The 14,883-nt window shown below is 41.2% G+C and carries 15 protein-coding genes; 6 read left to right on the top strand and 9 right to left on the bottom strand.

Annotation, left to right across the window (positions count from 1 at the left end; genetic code table 11):
- The first annotated feature begins 55 nt into the window (after nt 1-55).
- Entirely contained in the window at nt 56-1,480 is a 1,425-nt protein-coding gene (locus SYN7509_RS0203060) for a bifunctional orotidine-5'-phosphate decarboxylase/orotate phosphoribosyltransferase (RefSeq protein ID WP_009631951.1), read from the top strand.
- An 81-nt stretch (nt 1,481-1,561) separates the two neighbouring features.
- On the opposite strand, the gene SYN7509_RS0203055 is transcribed toward SYN7509_RS0203060, so the two are convergent.
- Both SYN7509_RS0203055 and SYN7509_RS0203050 read right to left on the bottom strand, forming a co-directional pair.
- Entirely contained in the window at nt 1,562-1,891 is a 330-nt protein-coding gene (locus SYN7509_RS0203055; protein WP_009631950.1) for a DUF2973 domain-containing protein, read from the bottom strand.
- A gap of 95 nt (nt 1,892-1,986) precedes the next feature.
- Complete coding sequence (locus SYN7509_RS0203050) at nt 1,987-2,328, bottom strand: DUF2605 domain-containing protein (protein ID WP_009631949.1); 342 nt, start codon at nt 2,326-2,328, stop codon at nt 1,987-1,989.
- A gap of 329 nt (nt 2,329-2,657) precedes the next feature.
- On the opposite strand from SYN7509_RS0203050, the gene thrS reads away from it, so the two are divergent.
- From thrS to SYN7509_RS0203030, 4 genes are all read left to right on the top strand, one after another.
- On the top strand, nt 2,658-4,475 hold the full coding sequence (thrS, locus tag SYN7509_RS0203045) for a threonine--tRNA ligase (protein ID WP_009631948.1): 1,818 nt from the start codon (nt 2,658-2,660) through the stop codon (nt 4,473-4,475).
- Between the two features lie 83 nt (nt 4,476-4,558).
- Nucleotides 4,559-5,461 carry a homoserine kinase gene (gene thrB, locus SYN7509_RS0203040; protein ID WP_009631947.1) on the top strand — a complete coding sequence of 301 codons (903 nt, stop codon included), beginning with the start codon at nt 4,559-4,561 and terminating at the stop codon, nt 5,459-5,461.
- 199 nt (nt 5,462-5,660) lie between these two features.
- Nucleotides 5,661-7,253 (top strand): NAD(P)H-quinone oxidoreductase subunit 4, encoded by a 1,593-nt coding sequence (locus SYN7509_RS0203035; protein ID WP_009631946.1) that lies wholly within the window; start codon nt 5,661-5,663, stop codon nt 7,251-7,253.
- Between the two features lie 147 nt (nt 7,254-7,400).
- Nucleotides 7,401-8,204, top strand: coding sequence for a dienelactone hydrolase family protein (locus tag SYN7509_RS0203030; RefSeq protein ID WP_009631945.1), 804 nt, complete (start codon nt 7,401-7,403; stop codon nt 8,202-8,204).
- Nucleotides 8,205-8,253: 49 nt separating this feature from the next.
- Here SYN7509_RS0203030 and SYN7509_RS28170 read toward each other — a convergent pair whose 3' ends face one another.
- From SYN7509_RS28170 to SYN7509_RS31205, 4 genes are all read right to left on the bottom strand, one after another.
- Nucleotides 8,254-8,415 (bottom strand): YqaE/Pmp3 family membrane protein, encoded by a 162-nt coding sequence (locus tag SYN7509_RS28170; protein ID WP_009631944.1) that lies wholly within the window; start codon nt 8,413-8,415, stop codon nt 8,254-8,256.
- 121 nt (nt 8,416-8,536) lie between these two features.
- Nucleotides 8,537-8,899 carry a translation initiation factor gene (locus SYN7509_RS0203020; protein ID WP_009631943.1) on the bottom strand — a complete coding sequence of 121 codons (363 nt, stop codon included), beginning with the start codon at nt 8,897-8,899 and terminating at the stop codon, nt 8,537-8,539.
- 259 nt (nt 8,900-9,158) lie between these two features.
- Nucleotides 9,159-9,293: a hypothetical protein gene (locus SYN7509_RS31210; protein ID WP_255327282.1), complete on the bottom strand. Its 135-nt coding sequence runs from the start codon at nt 9,291-9,293 to the stop codon at nt 9,159-9,161.
- Nucleotides 9,294-9,701: 408 nt separating this feature from the next.
- The gene (locus SYN7509_RS31205) at nt 9,702-9,827 is read right to left on the bottom strand and encodes a hypothetical protein (protein ID WP_255327281.1); all 126 of its coding nucleotides are present in this window, start codon (nt 9,825-9,827) and stop codon (nt 9,702-9,704) included.
- Between the two features lie 66 nt (nt 9,828-9,893).
- Between SYN7509_RS31205 and SYN7509_RS0203010 the strand changes: the two genes are divergently transcribed.
- Nucleotides 9,894-10,721, top strand: a complete 828-nt coding sequence (locus tag SYN7509_RS0203010; protein WP_009631942.1) for an Rpn family recombination-promoting nuclease/putative transposase — start codon at nt 9,894-9,896, stop codon at nt 10,719-10,721.
- Between the two features lie 108 nt (nt 10,722-10,829).
- On the opposite strand, the gene SYN7509_RS31620 is transcribed toward SYN7509_RS0203010, so the two are convergent.
- The 3 genes from SYN7509_RS31620 to SYN7509_RS0202995 all read right to left on the bottom strand — a co-directional run bounded on the left by SYN7509_RS31620 (nt 10,830) and on the right by SYN7509_RS0202995 (nt 14,855).
- Complete coding sequence (locus tag SYN7509_RS31620; RefSeq protein ID WP_369792302.1) at nt 10,830-11,093, bottom strand: pentapeptide repeat-containing protein; 264 nt, start codon at nt 11,091-11,093, stop codon at nt 10,830-10,832.
- A gap of 280 nt (nt 11,094-11,373) precedes the next feature.
- A complete protein-coding gene (locus SYN7509_RS0203000; protein ID WP_009631940.1) occupies nt 11,374-12,225 on the bottom strand; it encodes an Rpn family recombination-promoting nuclease/putative transposase in 852 nt (283 codons plus the stop codon).
- Nucleotides 12,226-12,275: 50 nt separating this feature from the next.
- Nucleotides 12,276-14,855 carry a M1 family metallopeptidase gene (locus SYN7509_RS0202995; RefSeq protein ID WP_009631939.1) on the bottom strand — a complete coding sequence of 860 codons (2,580 nt, stop codon included), beginning with the start codon at nt 14,853-14,855 and terminating at the stop codon, nt 12,276-12,278.
- Between the last annotated feature and the right edge of the window lie 28 nt (nt 14,856-14,883).

Genomic DNA, 14,883 nt, shown 5'->3' with positions numbered 1-14,883 from the left:
CTAAAAATTTATATATTGATGCCATTTTATAGCTTTCCTTATCGTCAGTTATCCCATGAATTTTTTTGATAAGTTAAATGCCGCGATCGCCAATAATCAAAGTTTGCTATTTGTGGGACTCGATCCCAATCTAGAAATGATGCCAAGTAGTAGTAAGTCTGATGCGATCGCCGATTTGTCCGACGCTCTGCAATTAATTATCGCTCAAACTGCCGATTTGGTGTGCGCTTACAAGCCCACCTTGGGCTTCTACGAGGCTTTGGGCGCGCGCGGGTTGGAATTACTCGCACAAACACTGAAAGCCATTCCTAGTCATATTCCAGTGATTCTAGATGCCAAACATAGCGACCTTAATACCAGCAGTGTTTTTGCGCGGACGGTATTTACTCAGTGGGGAGTAGATGCGATTACTTTAAGTCCTTACGTAGGGCAAGATCATGTCGCGCCGTTTTTAGTTTATCCAGGTAAATCGGTATTTATTTTAGCCTGTACTTCTAACTTGGGTGCTATAGCTTTGCAGCAGTATCCTAATAATGATGCTCCATTGTACTTGCAGGTAGTTAAAGCTGCTCAAACTTGGGGAACTTTAGAACAAGTTGGTTTGGAAGTGGGGACGACTTCACCAGAGGTTTTGGCTAGAGTCAGGGCGATCGCACCCGAACGAGTTATACTGGCGCGGAGTATTTGGGCAGAGGGTGGTAATTTACACAATATTTTAACGGCGGGTTTAAATAGTAATGGTGATGGGTTACTAATTCCCGTTCCTCAAGATATGTTGACTACCCAGCCGGAAAAAATTAATTCTTTACGCTTAGAAATTAACCAAGTTAGGGAAGAAGTTATTTCTAATGCTTCTAGTTGTACTATTTGGTTGCCCGATGTTTGTTTGTTAGATCGACACCGTTATTTAGATTTAATTTTGCAGCTTTACGATCTTGGTTGCATTATGTTTGGTGATTTTGTTCAAGCATCGGGGGCAACTTTTCCCTATTATGTCGATTTGCGAAAAATCATTTCTAATCCGCAAGTTTTCTCGTTAATTTTGACGGCTTACGCTGATATATTAAAAACTTTGCAATTCGATCGCATTGCGGGAATTCCTTACGGTTCATTACCTACGGCTACAGGCTTATCAATGCGTTTGAGTTATCCAATGATTTTCCCTCGTAAAGAAGTCAAAGCTCATGGAACTCGTAAAGTTATTGAAGGTAATTTTTGTCCCGGCGAAACGGTGGTTGTTGTTGATGATATTTTGATTAGTGGTAAAAGTGCAATTGTTGGCGCTCAAAAAATAGAATCTGCGGGACTTATAGTTAATGACATTGTAGTGTTTATGGATCACGAGCAAGGGGTTAAAGATAGATTAAAAGCTCATGGTTATTGCGCTCATGCTGTTTTAACTATTTCAGAAATTACAAAAACACTGTATGAAGCTGGACGGATTGATGAGGAGAAATATCAGGTGTTTAAAGACGAGTAGTTTTTTGACACTCAATAAAAAACTACCCATGCCATTTTAGACAGAGTAGGTTTTTTAAAGTTTATTAATAAATTTGTTTACTTAATTTTCCTTGTCAATTTCACCACTATACCCAGGAGAAGCTTCGTAAAGTGCATCCAAATGAGCGCGGGCATCTTGAACATCGATAGAACGCATAACTAAAAGCGGATCTTTAATTATTTTGCCTGTACTATCTAAAAACTCTGGATGGGGTACAGAACGAGCCATTCTTGAACCCGAACCATGATTACCATTAGCATAACTAGAAGACTGCCCTCTAGAATAAACGCCATCTCCTTCCACACTAAAGACAATCAAGTTGCGGATTAAATTACTTACCGCGATTAAGGCAAGAACTGTAAAAGCTAAAATGTAAAGTAAATGTAACATTTCGTTATTCTCCAAGGCAGTCGGTTAAAAAGTCGTTCAAAAGGTGTATTAGCTTATTTAACACTCAATAATTGATTATTGAGTGTTGTTAGATTTTATTTGGAATTTTCGCTTTCTTTCCAATTAGAATTTTGTAAACGTAAGCGCATTGCTACTTTCCAGCATTCTGTTACTAATTGATGCCAGGGCATGAGCGCGGACATTTCGATGCCAACTTGCTCTCCGGTAGCTTCAAACATTATTTGGGCAACGCTTACTTCTTGTTTTGCTTGCTTGACGCGCTCTAGTAAGTCTGATTGCTCCTCTAAAGACAAAAATTCAATTTTCTCAGTTTCTAATAGCGCCAAACTACGCCCAAACCAATAATGAAAGTCTTGCAAAAGTGGTTTCAGCACTGTTTTGAGCAATTCTGGCTCCGGCAAGTTAGAGTTCAGCATGAAGAAAAAATAGATTAGTATTTTCCTCCTATATATTAACTTAATTTAAGTTTCTTAATAATATAAAATCAAATTTAATAATAAACCGCTTTATAAATACTTAAATTGCGGAAAACTGAGCCACTATAGGCTTTTGGCGACTTTAATTGCCATAATTGGGCAGATGGATAGTTGTTAGACAGATAAAATAGAGAAAGTAAAAACTCATAAATCGGTCTTAAGGTTTAGGTAATTATACTTAAACGAAAGAAAAAAGTAAGCGATCGCATTTTAAACAAGCGATCGCATTCAGCAAAAACCGCCGAAGTCCTAACAAAATAAACCTACCGATGTCAGCCTCTTTATCTCCCGAACAATCAGAAAAAATATATTTGCCTCGTAGTAGCGAATCCCCAGCATTACAAAAAATTCGCCATACCGCGTCTCATGTAATGGCAATGGCGGTACAAAAGCTATTTCCCAAGGCACAAGTAACTATTGGCCCTTGGATTGAAAATGGGTTTTATTATGACTTTGACAACCCCGAACCCTTTACGGAAAAGGATCTTAAAGCCATCCAAAAAGAGATGGTAAAAATTATTAATCGTAAGTTGCCTGTAATTCGTGAAGAAATAAACCGAGAAGAAGCAACTAGCCGAATTAAGGAAATTAACGAGCCTTACAAATTAGAGATATTAGAAGGCATTACCGAGCCGATTACAATTTATCACCTAGGTAAAGAATGGTGGGATTTGTGCGCGGGTCCGCACTTAGAAAATACTAGCGATTTGAACCCCAAAGCGATCGAACTGGAAAGCGTCGCTGGGGCATATTGGCGCGGCGATGAAACCAAAGCTCAGTTGCAGCGCATCTATGCAACAGCTTGGGAAACTCCCGAACAATTGGCAGAGTATAAGCGGCGCAAAGAAGAAGCTCTCAGGCGAGATCATCGAAAACTAGGTAAAGAATTAGGTTTATTTATTTTCTCCGATGAAGTGGGTCCGGGTTTGCCTTTGTGGACACCCAAAGGAACTGTACTAAGAAGCACTTTAGAAAGCTTCCTTCAGCAAGAGCAACTAAAACGCGGTTATTTGCCAGTAGTCACACCCCACATCGCTAGGGTAGATTTATTTAAAACTTCTGGACATTGGCAGAAATACAAAGAAGATATGTTTCCGTTGATGGCGGAGGACTCTGAAGCCGCCGCCGCCGAACAGGGTTTTGTCCTTAAACCGATGAATTGCCCGTTTCACATCCAAATTTACAAAAGCGAATTGCGTTCCTACCGCGAATTACCAATGCGTTTAGCTGAATTTGGCACGGTTTATCGTTATGAGCAATCGGGGGAACTTGGCGGTTTAACTAGAGTACGCGGCTTTACGGTGGATGACTCCCACCTATTTGTTACGCCAGAACAATTAGATGATGAGTTTCTCAATGTCGTTGATTTAATTTTGTCAGTGTTTAAAAGTTTGCAATTAAAAAACTTTAAAGCAAGACTGAGTTTTAGAGATCCTGCCTCTGATAAATATATTGGCTCTGATGAAGCTTGGGAAAAAGCCCAGGGAGCAATTCGCCGCGCGGTAGAAAAGCTAGGGATGGAGCATTTTGAGGGGATCGGCGAAGCGGCGTTTTATGGGCCGAAACTAGACTTTATTTTCAGCGATGCTTTAGAAAGAGAGTGGCAGTTAGGGACGGTACAGGTAGATTACAACTTACCAGAGCGGTTTAATTTAGAGTATGTAGCGGAAGATGGTACTCGCAAACGTCCGGTAATGATTCACCGCGCTCCTTTTGGATCGTTGGAACGTTTAATTGGGATCTTAATTGAGGAGTACGCCGGAGACTTCCCTTTATGGCTTGCGCCTGTACAAGTAAGATTATTACCTGTAAGTGATGTCCAAAGAGATTTTACGATGGAAGTAGCGGCTTTGATGCGATCGCGCGGTATTCGAGTAGAAGCAGACACCAGCAACGAACGTTTAGGGAAACTGATTCGCAACGCCGAAAAAGATAAAATTCCTGTAATGGCAGTTGTAGGGGCTAAAGAAGTAGAATCCAATAGCCTCAGCATCCGTACCCGCGCCTCTGGGGAATTGGGAAGTTTGCCTTTAACGGAAGTAGTGGAAAAAATTGTAAATGCGATCGCTCATTACGGCAACTTTTAAGCTGTGTAGATAAATTCTGATTGTCAAGACACGCCTAGCTTATACGATAGCTAAGGTAAGTAACGCGATCGCAAATTATCTATATGACAGCTATTAATATTACTGTTCCCGCCACTACTGCAAACCTAGGGGCGGGTTTTGATTGTATTGGCGCGGCTTTAACTCTATATAACCAGTTTAAATTTACTCCTAATGAGAGTTTTAGGATCTCGGTTACTGGTTTAGAAGCACAAAAAGTAAGTACCGATGAAAGTAACCTAGCTTATCAATCCTTTGTAAAATTTTATCAACATAGAGGTGAACAGATTCCCGCCGTACATATTGAAATTGGGTTAGATGTACCTCTAGCGAGGGGTTTGGGAAGTTCGGCAACGGCGATTGTGGGGGGCTTACTGGGGGCAAATTATTTAGCGGGATTGCCTTTGAGTTCTGATGAAATTATGAATTTAGCGATCGCTCTTGAAGGGCATCCAGATAATGTAGTTCCCGCCTTGCTAGGTGGCTGTCGGTTGGCGGCGAGTGGAGAATCTTGGGCAATTTGCGATGTACCTTGGCATGAATCTATTGTTCCTGTAGTTGCGATTCCCAATTTTGAGCTTTCAACAGCAGAAGCACGGCAAGTTTTACCACAGCAAGTTAGCCGCGCTGACGCGATTTTTAATACGGCGCATTTGGGTTTATTAATCCGCGCTTTGCAAACTGGACGCGCTGATTGGCTCAAGGTGGCACTGCAAGACAGGTTACATCAACCTTATCGTCAAGGACTAATTCATGGCTTTGAGACGGTACAAACCGCCGCTCTAGAGGCGGGGGCGTTGGGGTTGGTAATTAGTGGTGCTGGCCCAACTTTACTAGCATTAGTAGATAAAATGCAGGCGGCGGAGGTGGAAAAGGCGATCGCCTCTGCTTGGCAATCTGTGGGGGTAATGGTAGACGTGCGATCGCTCTCTCTCGATGCTCAAGGCGCTAAAGCTGATATTACCTAAGTTTTAGTTCCGCGCCGCAGCTAATTAACTGCGGCGCTTCTCTATCTTTGGTTACAAAACTGTATTTACCCTTAATAATTAAGTATTTATGCTTAAGTTTTTTACGAATTAAATGGATTTTCCGTAGATTTACCCCTTTACAAAACTTTATTTAAGTTTATAGAATGAAACTATAGCCAATAGGTACAAATCCTTAGTTATGATTAGCGCCGAATTTCCGTGGTTGAGTCTGATTACTTTGTTGCCTGTGGTGGCTGCCTTCGCCATCCCCTTCATTCCTGACAACAAAACAAATATTGTCCGTTGGTACGCTCTTGGAGTAGGAATTGTAGACTTAGCTTTAATGCTCTACTGCTTTTCGTCTAGCTATGACTTACAAGAATCTGCATTTCAGTTATTTGATAGTTATGCTTGGATTCCTCAACTAGGAATCCGGTGGTCGGTAGCGGTTGACGGGCTATCTATGCCTTTGGTACTTCTAACAGGCTTAATTACTACTTTAGCAATGCTGGCAGCATGGAAAGTTGAAAAAAAAGCCAAGCTGTTTTATTTTTTAATGCTGGCAATGTATAGCGCTCAAATTGGTGTATTTGTCGCTCAAGATATGTTGTTATTTTTCCTAATGTGGGAATTGGAGTTAGTTCCGGTTTACCTATTAATCTCCATCTGGGGCGGTGAAAAGCGCCGCTACGCAGCTACTAAATTTATTATCTATACGGCAGCAGCTTCTATATTTATTTTGGTAGGAGGTCTAGCAATGGCTTTCTACGGCGATACTATAACTTTTGATATGACAACTTTGGGATATAAAGAATATCCTAAATACTTTGAACTGCTTGTTTATGCAGGCTTTTTGATAGCTTTTGGTGTAAAGCTGCCAATCTTCCCCTTACATACTTGGTTGCCCGATGCTCACAGCGAAGCTTCTGCACCTGTATCGATGATTTTGGCGGGAGTAATGCTTAAAATGGGCGGTTACGCGCTAATTCGCCTTAATATTGAGATGCTGCCCAATGCTCACGTTTATTTTGCGCCAGTATTGGTAGTTTTGGGTGTAGTCAATATTATTTACGGTTCTTTGGCTGCTTTGGCTCAAGACCATTTAAAACGGCGCTTGGCTTATTCTTCCATCGCTCACATGGGTTTTGTATTGATTGGAATTGCTTCTTTTACCGAGCTTGGTATCGGTGGGGCGGTATTGCAAATGGTTTCACACGGCTTGATTGCGGCTAGTCTATTCTTCCTTTCGGGGATAACTTACGAACGTACCCACACTTTAGCAATGGAAAAGTTAGGGGGAATGGCAAAACAAATGCCTACCGTATTCGCTTTATTTACAATGGGTTCTTTGGCTTCCTTGGGTTTGCCAGGAATGAGCGGTTTTGTTGGCGAACTTACAGTTTTTCTAGGAATTGCAACTAGCGACGTTTACAGTTCTAGCTTTAAAGTTGTCGTCGTATTTCTAGCGGCGGTAGGTTTGATTCTTACCCCGATTTACTTACTTGCTATGTTGCGTCAAACTTTCTACGGCGAACAAAACTCTGGCATAGTTATTGAAAAGTTTTTGGGAGACGCAAAGCCCCGCGAAATCTTTATTACCGCTTGCTTATTGGTTCCCATTATTGGCATTGGCTTGTACCCCAAAATTGCGACTCAAGTCTACGACGTGAAGACTGTAGCTGTAGCTGCTCAAGTACGTAATGTGTTGCCAGTTATTGCTCAACAACAACCCTCTAGCTTGTACGCGCGGACTTTGGGCGCTCCATCTTTGGCTAGTTCAAATACGCAATAAACAGAGTCGGGCGCTAATTCCTTTAACTTAAAAAAGTCCGCCTATGGTGGACTTTTGTATTTGTAGCCTTACTTAGGCAAGATGTTTAAGTCTAATTACTCGCGCTAAGATAATTTACCCATTATCTACTTTTCTCTTTGCAACCGAATGAAAGTTTTATCTTCTTTAGCGATCGCATCCATTGTAACTATAGTCGGTTCAACGGCGGCTTTTGCCAAAGTGCAAACCCAAGTTGTTGAGTACAAGCACGGAAATACCGTATTACAAGGCTATTTAGCTTACGATGATGCAATTAAAGGGCAACGTCCCGGCGTGATGGTTGTGCATGAATGGACGGGCTTAGGATCTTATGTTAAAAAGCGTTCCGAGCAATTAGCAAGCCTTGGCTATGTCGCTTTTGCTGTTGATATGTACGGTAAAGGTATTAGACCCACTAATCCCAAAGATGCCGCCGCCCAAGCTAGTATATACAAGTCTGATCGCAAATTAATGCGCGATCGCGCTGCCGTAGGATTAAAAATATTACAAGACAACAAACTCACCGATAAAAATCGCATTGCTGCTATCGGTTACTGTTTTGGCGGGACTACAGTTTTAGAAGTAGCTCGCAGTGGGGCAAATATTGCGGGCGTAGTTAGCTTTCACGGCAATTTAGACACGCCCAACCTTAAAGATGCCACAAATATTAAGAGTAAAGTTTTAGTTCTACACGGTGCGGACGATCCTTTAGTTCCTAAAGCCCAAGTTGATACTTTTGAAAACGAGATGCGTCAAGCAAAAGTTGATTGGCAAATGGTAGAGTACGGAGGCACAGTACACAGTTTTACTAATCCCGAAGCTGGTAAAGATGTCTCAAAAGGTGCGGCTTACAACGCCACTGCTGATAGGCGCTCTTTTGCAGATATGCGGCAGTTTTTCTCTGAATTATTTGCAGTCAATAAACCTAAGTAAACAATACTAAGTGCGATCGCTTTTGTTAAAGAAGCGATCGCTTTATTCTTTACTTTTTAGATAGTATTATCCATACTGCATGGATAATTCCCGGAACATAGCCAAACAGCGTTAAAACAATATTTATCCAAAAATCTGTTCCTATCCCTACCTGGAGGAAAACCCCTAGAGGAGGTAAAAAAATTGCAGCTAGTAAGCGAATAATATCCATAGCAATCTTCCTTGTAGCCGCTAAAATGATCGTGTCAATAAGCGATCGCAGCTACTATACTACTTTTTCAAGATGTCACAAATTAGCATTTTTAGCATCTCTATATAGATAGAATTGCCTTTTAACCGCCACTAATTTTAGCTTTATAGCCCAACTGCGTCAAAATCTGTAAAAGCTTTTGGGTGTGTTCTCCTTGGATTTCAATTTCATTTTCTTTAACTGTTCCCCCCGTACCGCACTGGGTTTTTAACTTTTTCACAAGTTCATTTAAGGTTTCATTTTTTGCTTGAAACCCAGTAATTACAGTAACAGTCTTACCCTTACGTCCTTTACGAGAAGCTTGGATTCTGACATTTTGCTCCGCCGGGGGTAAGGCCGCAACTCCCCTTTCTAAAGCTGGATTACTATCGCCAAACTCTCGATAAACAAAACGAGTTTCCTTCGATTTAGTCGAGTCCGAAGACTTGCGATTAAGGGATGCCATAAAATAATTAAGCGGATTATCCTATTTATCGTAACTTGTGTAGGCAGTGTAGCCGACTAGATCCCGCAGAAGCCGCCCCACTCTACCATTTACAATTAAAACTATAGCAATCCTAAATCATTCATGAGAAAACACCATATTCACGTAGCTTAGGAAAGTCAAAAAATTGACGGTGAATTGCTAATTCAAATAATGCCTCGACTACAGAGAAAGAAGAACAGAAAAAGTAAAATTCTCGAACCAATCTCTTTGCTTGTAACTAGATATCTTCTACAGGATTTTGTTGTGGAGCATTGGGAGCAAACCATTCACAAACAATCAACCATTGCTCTGGTGTGAAATTATGAAGCTGAATAATCTTTGATTTGCTGCGAACGGTGGTAACTTGCACCATCCCAACTTATTAAAAGTTTTGCTCCTGGGCGCTGTGAACGGAGATATTCCAAGAAATTGATCGTGTTTTGGGAATCACCTTTTTTAGCCACGTAAGTGAGAAATTCCTTTGTTTTGTAGTCTAATCCTCCGAAATACGTTTGTTTATCGCGGGCATTTACTACCTCTGACTGCAACTTAGTATCAATTCTTCTCTATCCATGACTCAACTCCTCAAATAATCAATGACCTCAATACTATAGCAACCAATATTTGGTCAGATTTACTCAATCCCGAAGTGTTTCTGTTTGGTTATGGAGACTTGGTTTATACTCCAGAGAACTTATCACTGTTGCAATTGACAGCTTTTGGGGCTTTGATAATTATACTTTTACCAAAAACAGTATTCGCTACTTTACAGGCGATAATTTCACCGCCACCCTGAACGGCGAACACTTAGATAAGTAGAAGAAATCGCTCTAATATTGCGTTCAATTGCCGCCGTCTGCAAGTTGTTTTTGCTATTAGTAAAACAAACCCGTGTGTTCTCCTGCATCGGGAACAGCCGTTACACAGCTATGTAAGATAAAGTAGTCCTGCTTTTCTCCTCAATGCTTTACCAGTGATTGACAACATCTCTAAGTTTCTCATTGAACAATATTCTACGGATTTTGCCGCTTGGTTATTAGGTGAATCAATTAGTCTCACTACTATTAATCCCACCGAACTGAATGTAGAACCAATTCGCGCCGATTCAGTAATGCTATTGCAATCAACCGATGTGATTCTCCATACTGAGTTTCAAACCGCTAGTGATGAAACAATGCCCTTTCGGATGGCAGATTATTATCTGCGCTTAAAACGCAAGTTTCCAGAGCAAACTATTCAACAAGTAGTAATTTACCTCAAAAGGACGAATTCGGATTTAGTTAGACAAACGAGCTATCAAACTCCTGTGATGACTCACCAGTTTCGCGTCATTCGCTTATGGGAAGAACCAGTAGAAGTGTTTTTGAGTAGTCCAGGATTGTCACCTTACGCCGTGTTAAGTCGCACAACAGAGAAAGAAAGCGTGTTAGCGCAAGTAGTGCAGGAGTTAGAGCAGATTACCGACCCCAGAGAACAGAGCAATTTAATAGCAGCGACAAGTATATTAGCAGGATTAGAATTAGAGCAACAGACAATTCGACGACTAATCAGGAGTCCAGTGATGCGAGAGTCTACGATGTATCAATTTATTTTACGCGAAGGTCGGGCGGAAGGTCGGGCGGAAGGTCGTACTGACGGAGAAAGAGCCTTAGTTCTCAAGTTGCTTACTAGGAAATTGGGTAATTTACCATCAGATATAACTACAAAAGTCAGCGATCTAAATCTTGAGGAATTGGAGACTTTAGCGGAGGTGATATTTGATTTTACAAGCGTTGAGGATTTGGAATCTTGGTTAGGGTAATGCGATCGCCTTGTAGATAATGGCAAAGAGCTTTATAAAATCTTGAATTGGATTAACGCTAATGATTCAACGGCTTCATTTTTAGCTGATACAACAGAAATATTTAGTTTAAATATCATCAGTACGAATACTACCGTCGGGCAGGATAGTTTCTTGAAACAGACATTCTATACAATCACTCAGATTGAATTCCCTAGCCCCCGTAAAATCGGCATAGGCGAGGTTGCATCTTTTAAATCTGGTTTCACTAACAGTAGTATTTTTAAAGATAGCAGCTCTAAAATCGACATCAGTGAATCTACACTGTCCAAACGTAGCGCCTCTAAAATCAGCCCCTGGCATATAACTTTTGAAGAAACCACTTTCATACATACGGGCGCGGACGAATTTAGTAAAGCTCAAGTCACATTCGTCGAACCCACTCAACTCGAAATAGGAGTTGGAGAAGTCGGCTTGATGGTAAATAATTCCTTTATCGACTCTATCGATCCAGTTAACTTGAATTTTCCTACCAGTCTTATCTTTTTCCCCTCCAGCGTACTTTCTAATCAATTCTTCTCTATCCATGATTCAACACCTCAAATAATTGATAGAGATTGATACATTTTAGACTTCTCATCAATGCTCGAAAATTAGGCGTTAGTTAAATCAATTAGTCTAACCAAGAATCCAAATCCGCCGCGCTGGTAAAATCTAACAAATCTTCCGCCAAAGCTTCTAATCTTTCTAGAGTTAGATTGCTTACTGTTGCAGTTAATTGAGGTGATAAGCTACCCAACTTACGAGTAAGTTGCTTAAGGACTAATTCTCTCTCTCCAACGGTGCGACCTTCTATCAAGCCTTGTTCTAATCCTTGTTCTAATCCTCGTTCTTCGCCTTCGCGTAAAATAGCCTGATACATTGTAGACTCGCGCATGACTGGACTCCTCATCAATTGTCGGATTGTCTGTTCATTTAATTCTAACCCCGCCAAGATACTCGTTGCCGCGACTAAATTACTCTGTTCTCTAGGGTCTGCAATCTGCTCTAACTCCCCCAACACCTGAGCTAACACTCTTTCCTTATCTGTGGCTCGACTCAATACTGCGTAGGGTAATAGTCCTGGCGTACTTAAAAATACCTCTAATGGTTCTTCCCATAACCTAATTACTCTAAACTGATGAGTCATTACGGCGGTTTGATAGCTTGTTTGTCTGACTAAATCCGAATTTGTGGGTTTAAGATAAATTACTACTTGGTGAATATCTCGCTCTGGAAACTTGCGTTTTAAGCGTAAATAATAATCTGCCATCCGAAAAGGCATTGTCGAGTCGCTGACTGTCTGAAACTCAGTATGGAGGATAATTTGACTCGATTGCGGTAACATTACTGAATCTGCCCTGATGGGTTCAACATTAAGTTCGGTAGGATTGATGGTAGTTAGAGCGATCGCTTCTCCCAATAACCAAGCGGCAAAATCGGCGCTGTACTGCTCAATCAGAAATTTGGAGATGTTGTCAATCATTGCGGCGTTGGGTTTGGGGAATTGAGCGATCGCCCTTAAAGATTCAGCGTTTAACTACTAACTGATTTAGCCTCCAATGTTTCTAAGCGGCTTAGGAGTTGCTGATTGTCTTTTTTAAGTTGATCGAGTTCTTCCCGCAGTTGTTTTGTTGCTTGCAAAGAACCAGATTTTGCTTGTACTTGTTGTACGGCTTCTTCCGCCATACGTCGCACTCTACCATCAGGGGTTTGGCTGGCTAAAGCGTTCAAAATAGCCACCGCTTTGATGGTTTCCATTTGTCCTAAAGCGACAACTACCGAAACTTGGGTTAAGAAAAACGTTTCTACAGATAACCCGTCTAAACGTTCTAATATCCGTTCTAAGTGAACTGGAGTTTGACCCGCCGAAATACTACCTAATGCCCGAATAGCCCCCAAACGCAAGGCTTGAGGAACACCAGGTTTAGTATATTGCAAGATAATATCTAGGGCTTCGGAGGAAGTTTTTAATTGACTCAGCCCAGCAATTGCGCCCGATCGCACTACTTCGTTCCAACCTGCTTTTTCTTCTAGTACGTTATTAAGCAGCTTAATAGCTTTTTTCTCTTTTGATTCCTCATCAAAATCTACCGATGCGATCGCGCCAATTGCTCTAGCCGCCGCCGCTTCCACGTAGTAGCTAGGATCGCCAGCTTTGATAAAGGGTTTAATTGCTTTGTAACTAGCTTTAGTTTTAATTTGTGCCAAAGCTTCAATTACCGCCCGACGAACTAAAGCATCTTCATCTTGCAAACCCGCTACTAAACCATCAAAAGCTTGGTCTAGCTTAATTTCACCTAAAACTTTAGCAACTTCAACCCTTACCCCCCAAAAATCATCGCTCTTTAAAGCTTTAGTCAGCGCCTTAACTGCTTCTAATCCGCCTTTAAGGGCGATCGCAATAGCAGCATAAATCCGTGAAACGGGATCTTTGTCAAACTCCAATTGTGCTTGCAATTCTGGTAAAGCGTACTCTAAAACCACAGTTTTTAAGTAATTATTTCCAGCATCAAAGCTAACAAACTGGGGCTTTTCAGCTAAAGGAAAGTAAAAACTTTGTTCGCGTTCAAAAATTCGCACGGGGAAGGTTTTAGACTCGTTCTGGGTATAACCAAAAGTAATTGGAATTTTTAGATCGAATAAATCCGTATTACTACCTTCTTTAACTTGAGTTTGCGTAACAGTAACTTTGGCTAGTTTGCTGTCTCCGTCCCAAGTGTAAGCAACTTTAAAATCGGGATGTCCGCCGCGATAAACGTACTGATCAAATAAAAACAGCAAGTTGCGCCCGGAAGCTTTTTCAATGGCGCGTAATAAATCGATAGTTTCTACAGTTTTGTGGGCGTTGTCTCGAACAAAAGTTTGAATTGCTTGCCAAAACAAATCGTCACCCAATAAAGCGCGAATCATATGGTACACGCAAGAACCTTTTTCGTAGAGATGGCGATCGTATAATTCAATCGCTTCGCGGTAAATATGGGTAACAATCGGGCGACGGTAACGGCTGCTATCTTCAGCTAAATAGTTACGGGCTTCAAGCAAACGATAGTAAGCTGCTTCTTGATTTCCGTATTCTTCTTGCGTCCACATCACCTCGGAATACGAAGCCATCCCTTCTTTAATCCAAGCGTGCGACCAATGTTTAATAACTACCAAGTCGCCAAACCATTGATGAGCCAGTTCATGAGCAACTAAGCTTTCCGTATTACGATTGTCTAAAGCTGCTCTTTCGTCTAGCAAACAGCGATCAGTGAGCAACGTTGTAGAAGTATTTTCCATCCCGCCAAAAATAAAATCGTCAACGCAGACTTGGGCGTATTTGGGGAAAGGATACAAGTAGCCATATTTTTCGCTAAAAAACTCTATCATCCGGGGAGTTTTACCCATACTGCGCTGTGCGTCTTCTTCCCTACCTTTTTCCACGTAGTAAGTTACAGGTTTGCCTTGCCATTCGTCCTCAATTTCGGCAAAATCTCCTACTGCTAAAGTCATTAAATAAGTAGGATGTACTTGTTCTTGCAACCAGTGGTAAATCTTCGCATCCCCGTCCTGTTGAGTTTCAACTAAGCGTCCGTTAGAAATAGCTTTCATATTACTAGGTACTCGGACTCTAATTTCTGAAGTAGCTAATTGTCCGGGATAGTCAAAGCAAGGAAACCAATAGCGCGAGTCTTCATCTTCTCCTTGCGTCCAAACTTGGGTTGGTTTGTTGGGGTAATGATCGTCAGGAGTAATAAAGTAGAGTCCGCGTTGGGGTTTTTCTACAGAATAGGCGATCGCAATTTTAATTACTTTCCCAGCTTCCGTTGCTGTTTCTAAACGAATATCTAACTTAGTATCATCGTAATCAAAGCTTTGCGGTATCCCATCAACATCTACCGACTGAATATTGAGATTAACCGCATCTAAAGATAAACGATTAATTCCCGTTGTTATTGGTTTAAGAGCGACTTTACAAATCCCCGTATAACTTTGATTAGAGATGTCCAAATTGAGGTCTAAAAAAATATGCTCAACTTGTCCAGGGCGATCGGGGTTGTAATGAGGTTTTGAGCCAGGTAACTCAAACGATTTGTGGCTATTAGCTTCGTTATCAAAATAAGAATGAGACATAGTTAAAAATGAGGAATAAGCAGCTAAA

This window comes from Synechocystis sp. PCC 7509 (genome assembly GCF_000332075.2).
GTDB lineage: Bacteria > Cyanobacteriota > Cyanobacteriia > Cyanobacteriales > Chroococcidiopsidaceae > Aliterella.
This window is presented reverse-complemented; position numbering and strand designations above follow the sequence as displayed.

Bases quoted from the DNA above. Each gene is read 5' to 3' on its own strand.
- SYN7509_RS0203055 (WP_009631950.1), bottom strand. From the start codon at position 1,891: ATGTTACATTTACTTTACATTTTAGCTTTTACAGTTCTTGCCTTAATC.
- SYN7509_RS0202995 (WP_009631939.1), bottom strand. From the start codon at position 14,855: ATGTCTCATTCTTATTTTGATAACGAAGCTAATAGCCACAAATCGTTT.
- SYN7509_RS28170 (WP_009631944.1), bottom strand. From the start codon at position 8,415: ATGGATATTATTCGCTTACTAGCTGCAATTTTTTTACCTCCTCTAGGG.
- SYN7509_RS31205 (WP_255327281.1), bottom strand. From the start codon at position 9,827: ATGCAGGAGAACACACGGGTTTGTTTTACTAATAGCAAAAACAACTTG.
- SYN7509_RS31210 (WP_255327282.1), bottom strand. From the start codon at position 9,293: ATGGTGCAAGTTACCACCGTTCGCAGCAAATCAAAGATTATTCAGCTT.
- SYN7509_RS0203060 (WP_009631951.1), top strand. From the start codon at position 56: ATGAATTTTTTTGATAAGTTAAATGCCGCGATCGCCAATAATCAAAGT.
- SYN7509_RS0203030 (WP_009631945.1), top strand. From the start codon at position 7,401: ATGAAAGTTTTATCTTCTTTAGCGATCGCATCCATTGTAACTATAGTC.
- SYN7509_RS31620 (WP_369792302.1), bottom strand. From the start codon at position 11,093: ATGTATGAAAGTGGTTTCTTCAAAAGTTATATGCCAGGGGCTGATTTT.
- thrS (WP_009631948.1), top strand. From the start codon at position 2,658: ATGTCAGCCTCTTTATCTCCCGAACAATCAGAAAAAATATATTTGCCT.
- SYN7509_RS0203020 (WP_009631943.1), bottom strand. From the start codon at position 8,899: ATGGCATCCCTTAATCGCAAGTCTTCGGACTCGACTAAATCGAAGGAA.
- thrB (WP_009631947.1), top strand. From the start codon at position 4,559: ATGACAGCTATTAATATTACTGTTCCCGCCACTACTGCAAACCTAGGG.
- SYN7509_RS0203050 (WP_009631949.1), bottom strand. From the start codon at position 2,328: ATGCTGAACTCTAACTTGCCGGAGCCAGAATTGCTCAAAACAGTGCTG.
- SYN7509_RS0203035 (WP_009631946.1), top strand. From the start codon at position 5,661: ATGATTAGCGCCGAATTTCCGTGGTTGAGTCTGATTACTTTGTTGCCT.
- SYN7509_RS0203000 (WP_009631940.1), bottom strand. From the start codon at position 12,225: ATGATTGACAACATCTCCAAATTTCTGATTGAGCAGTACAGCGCCGAT.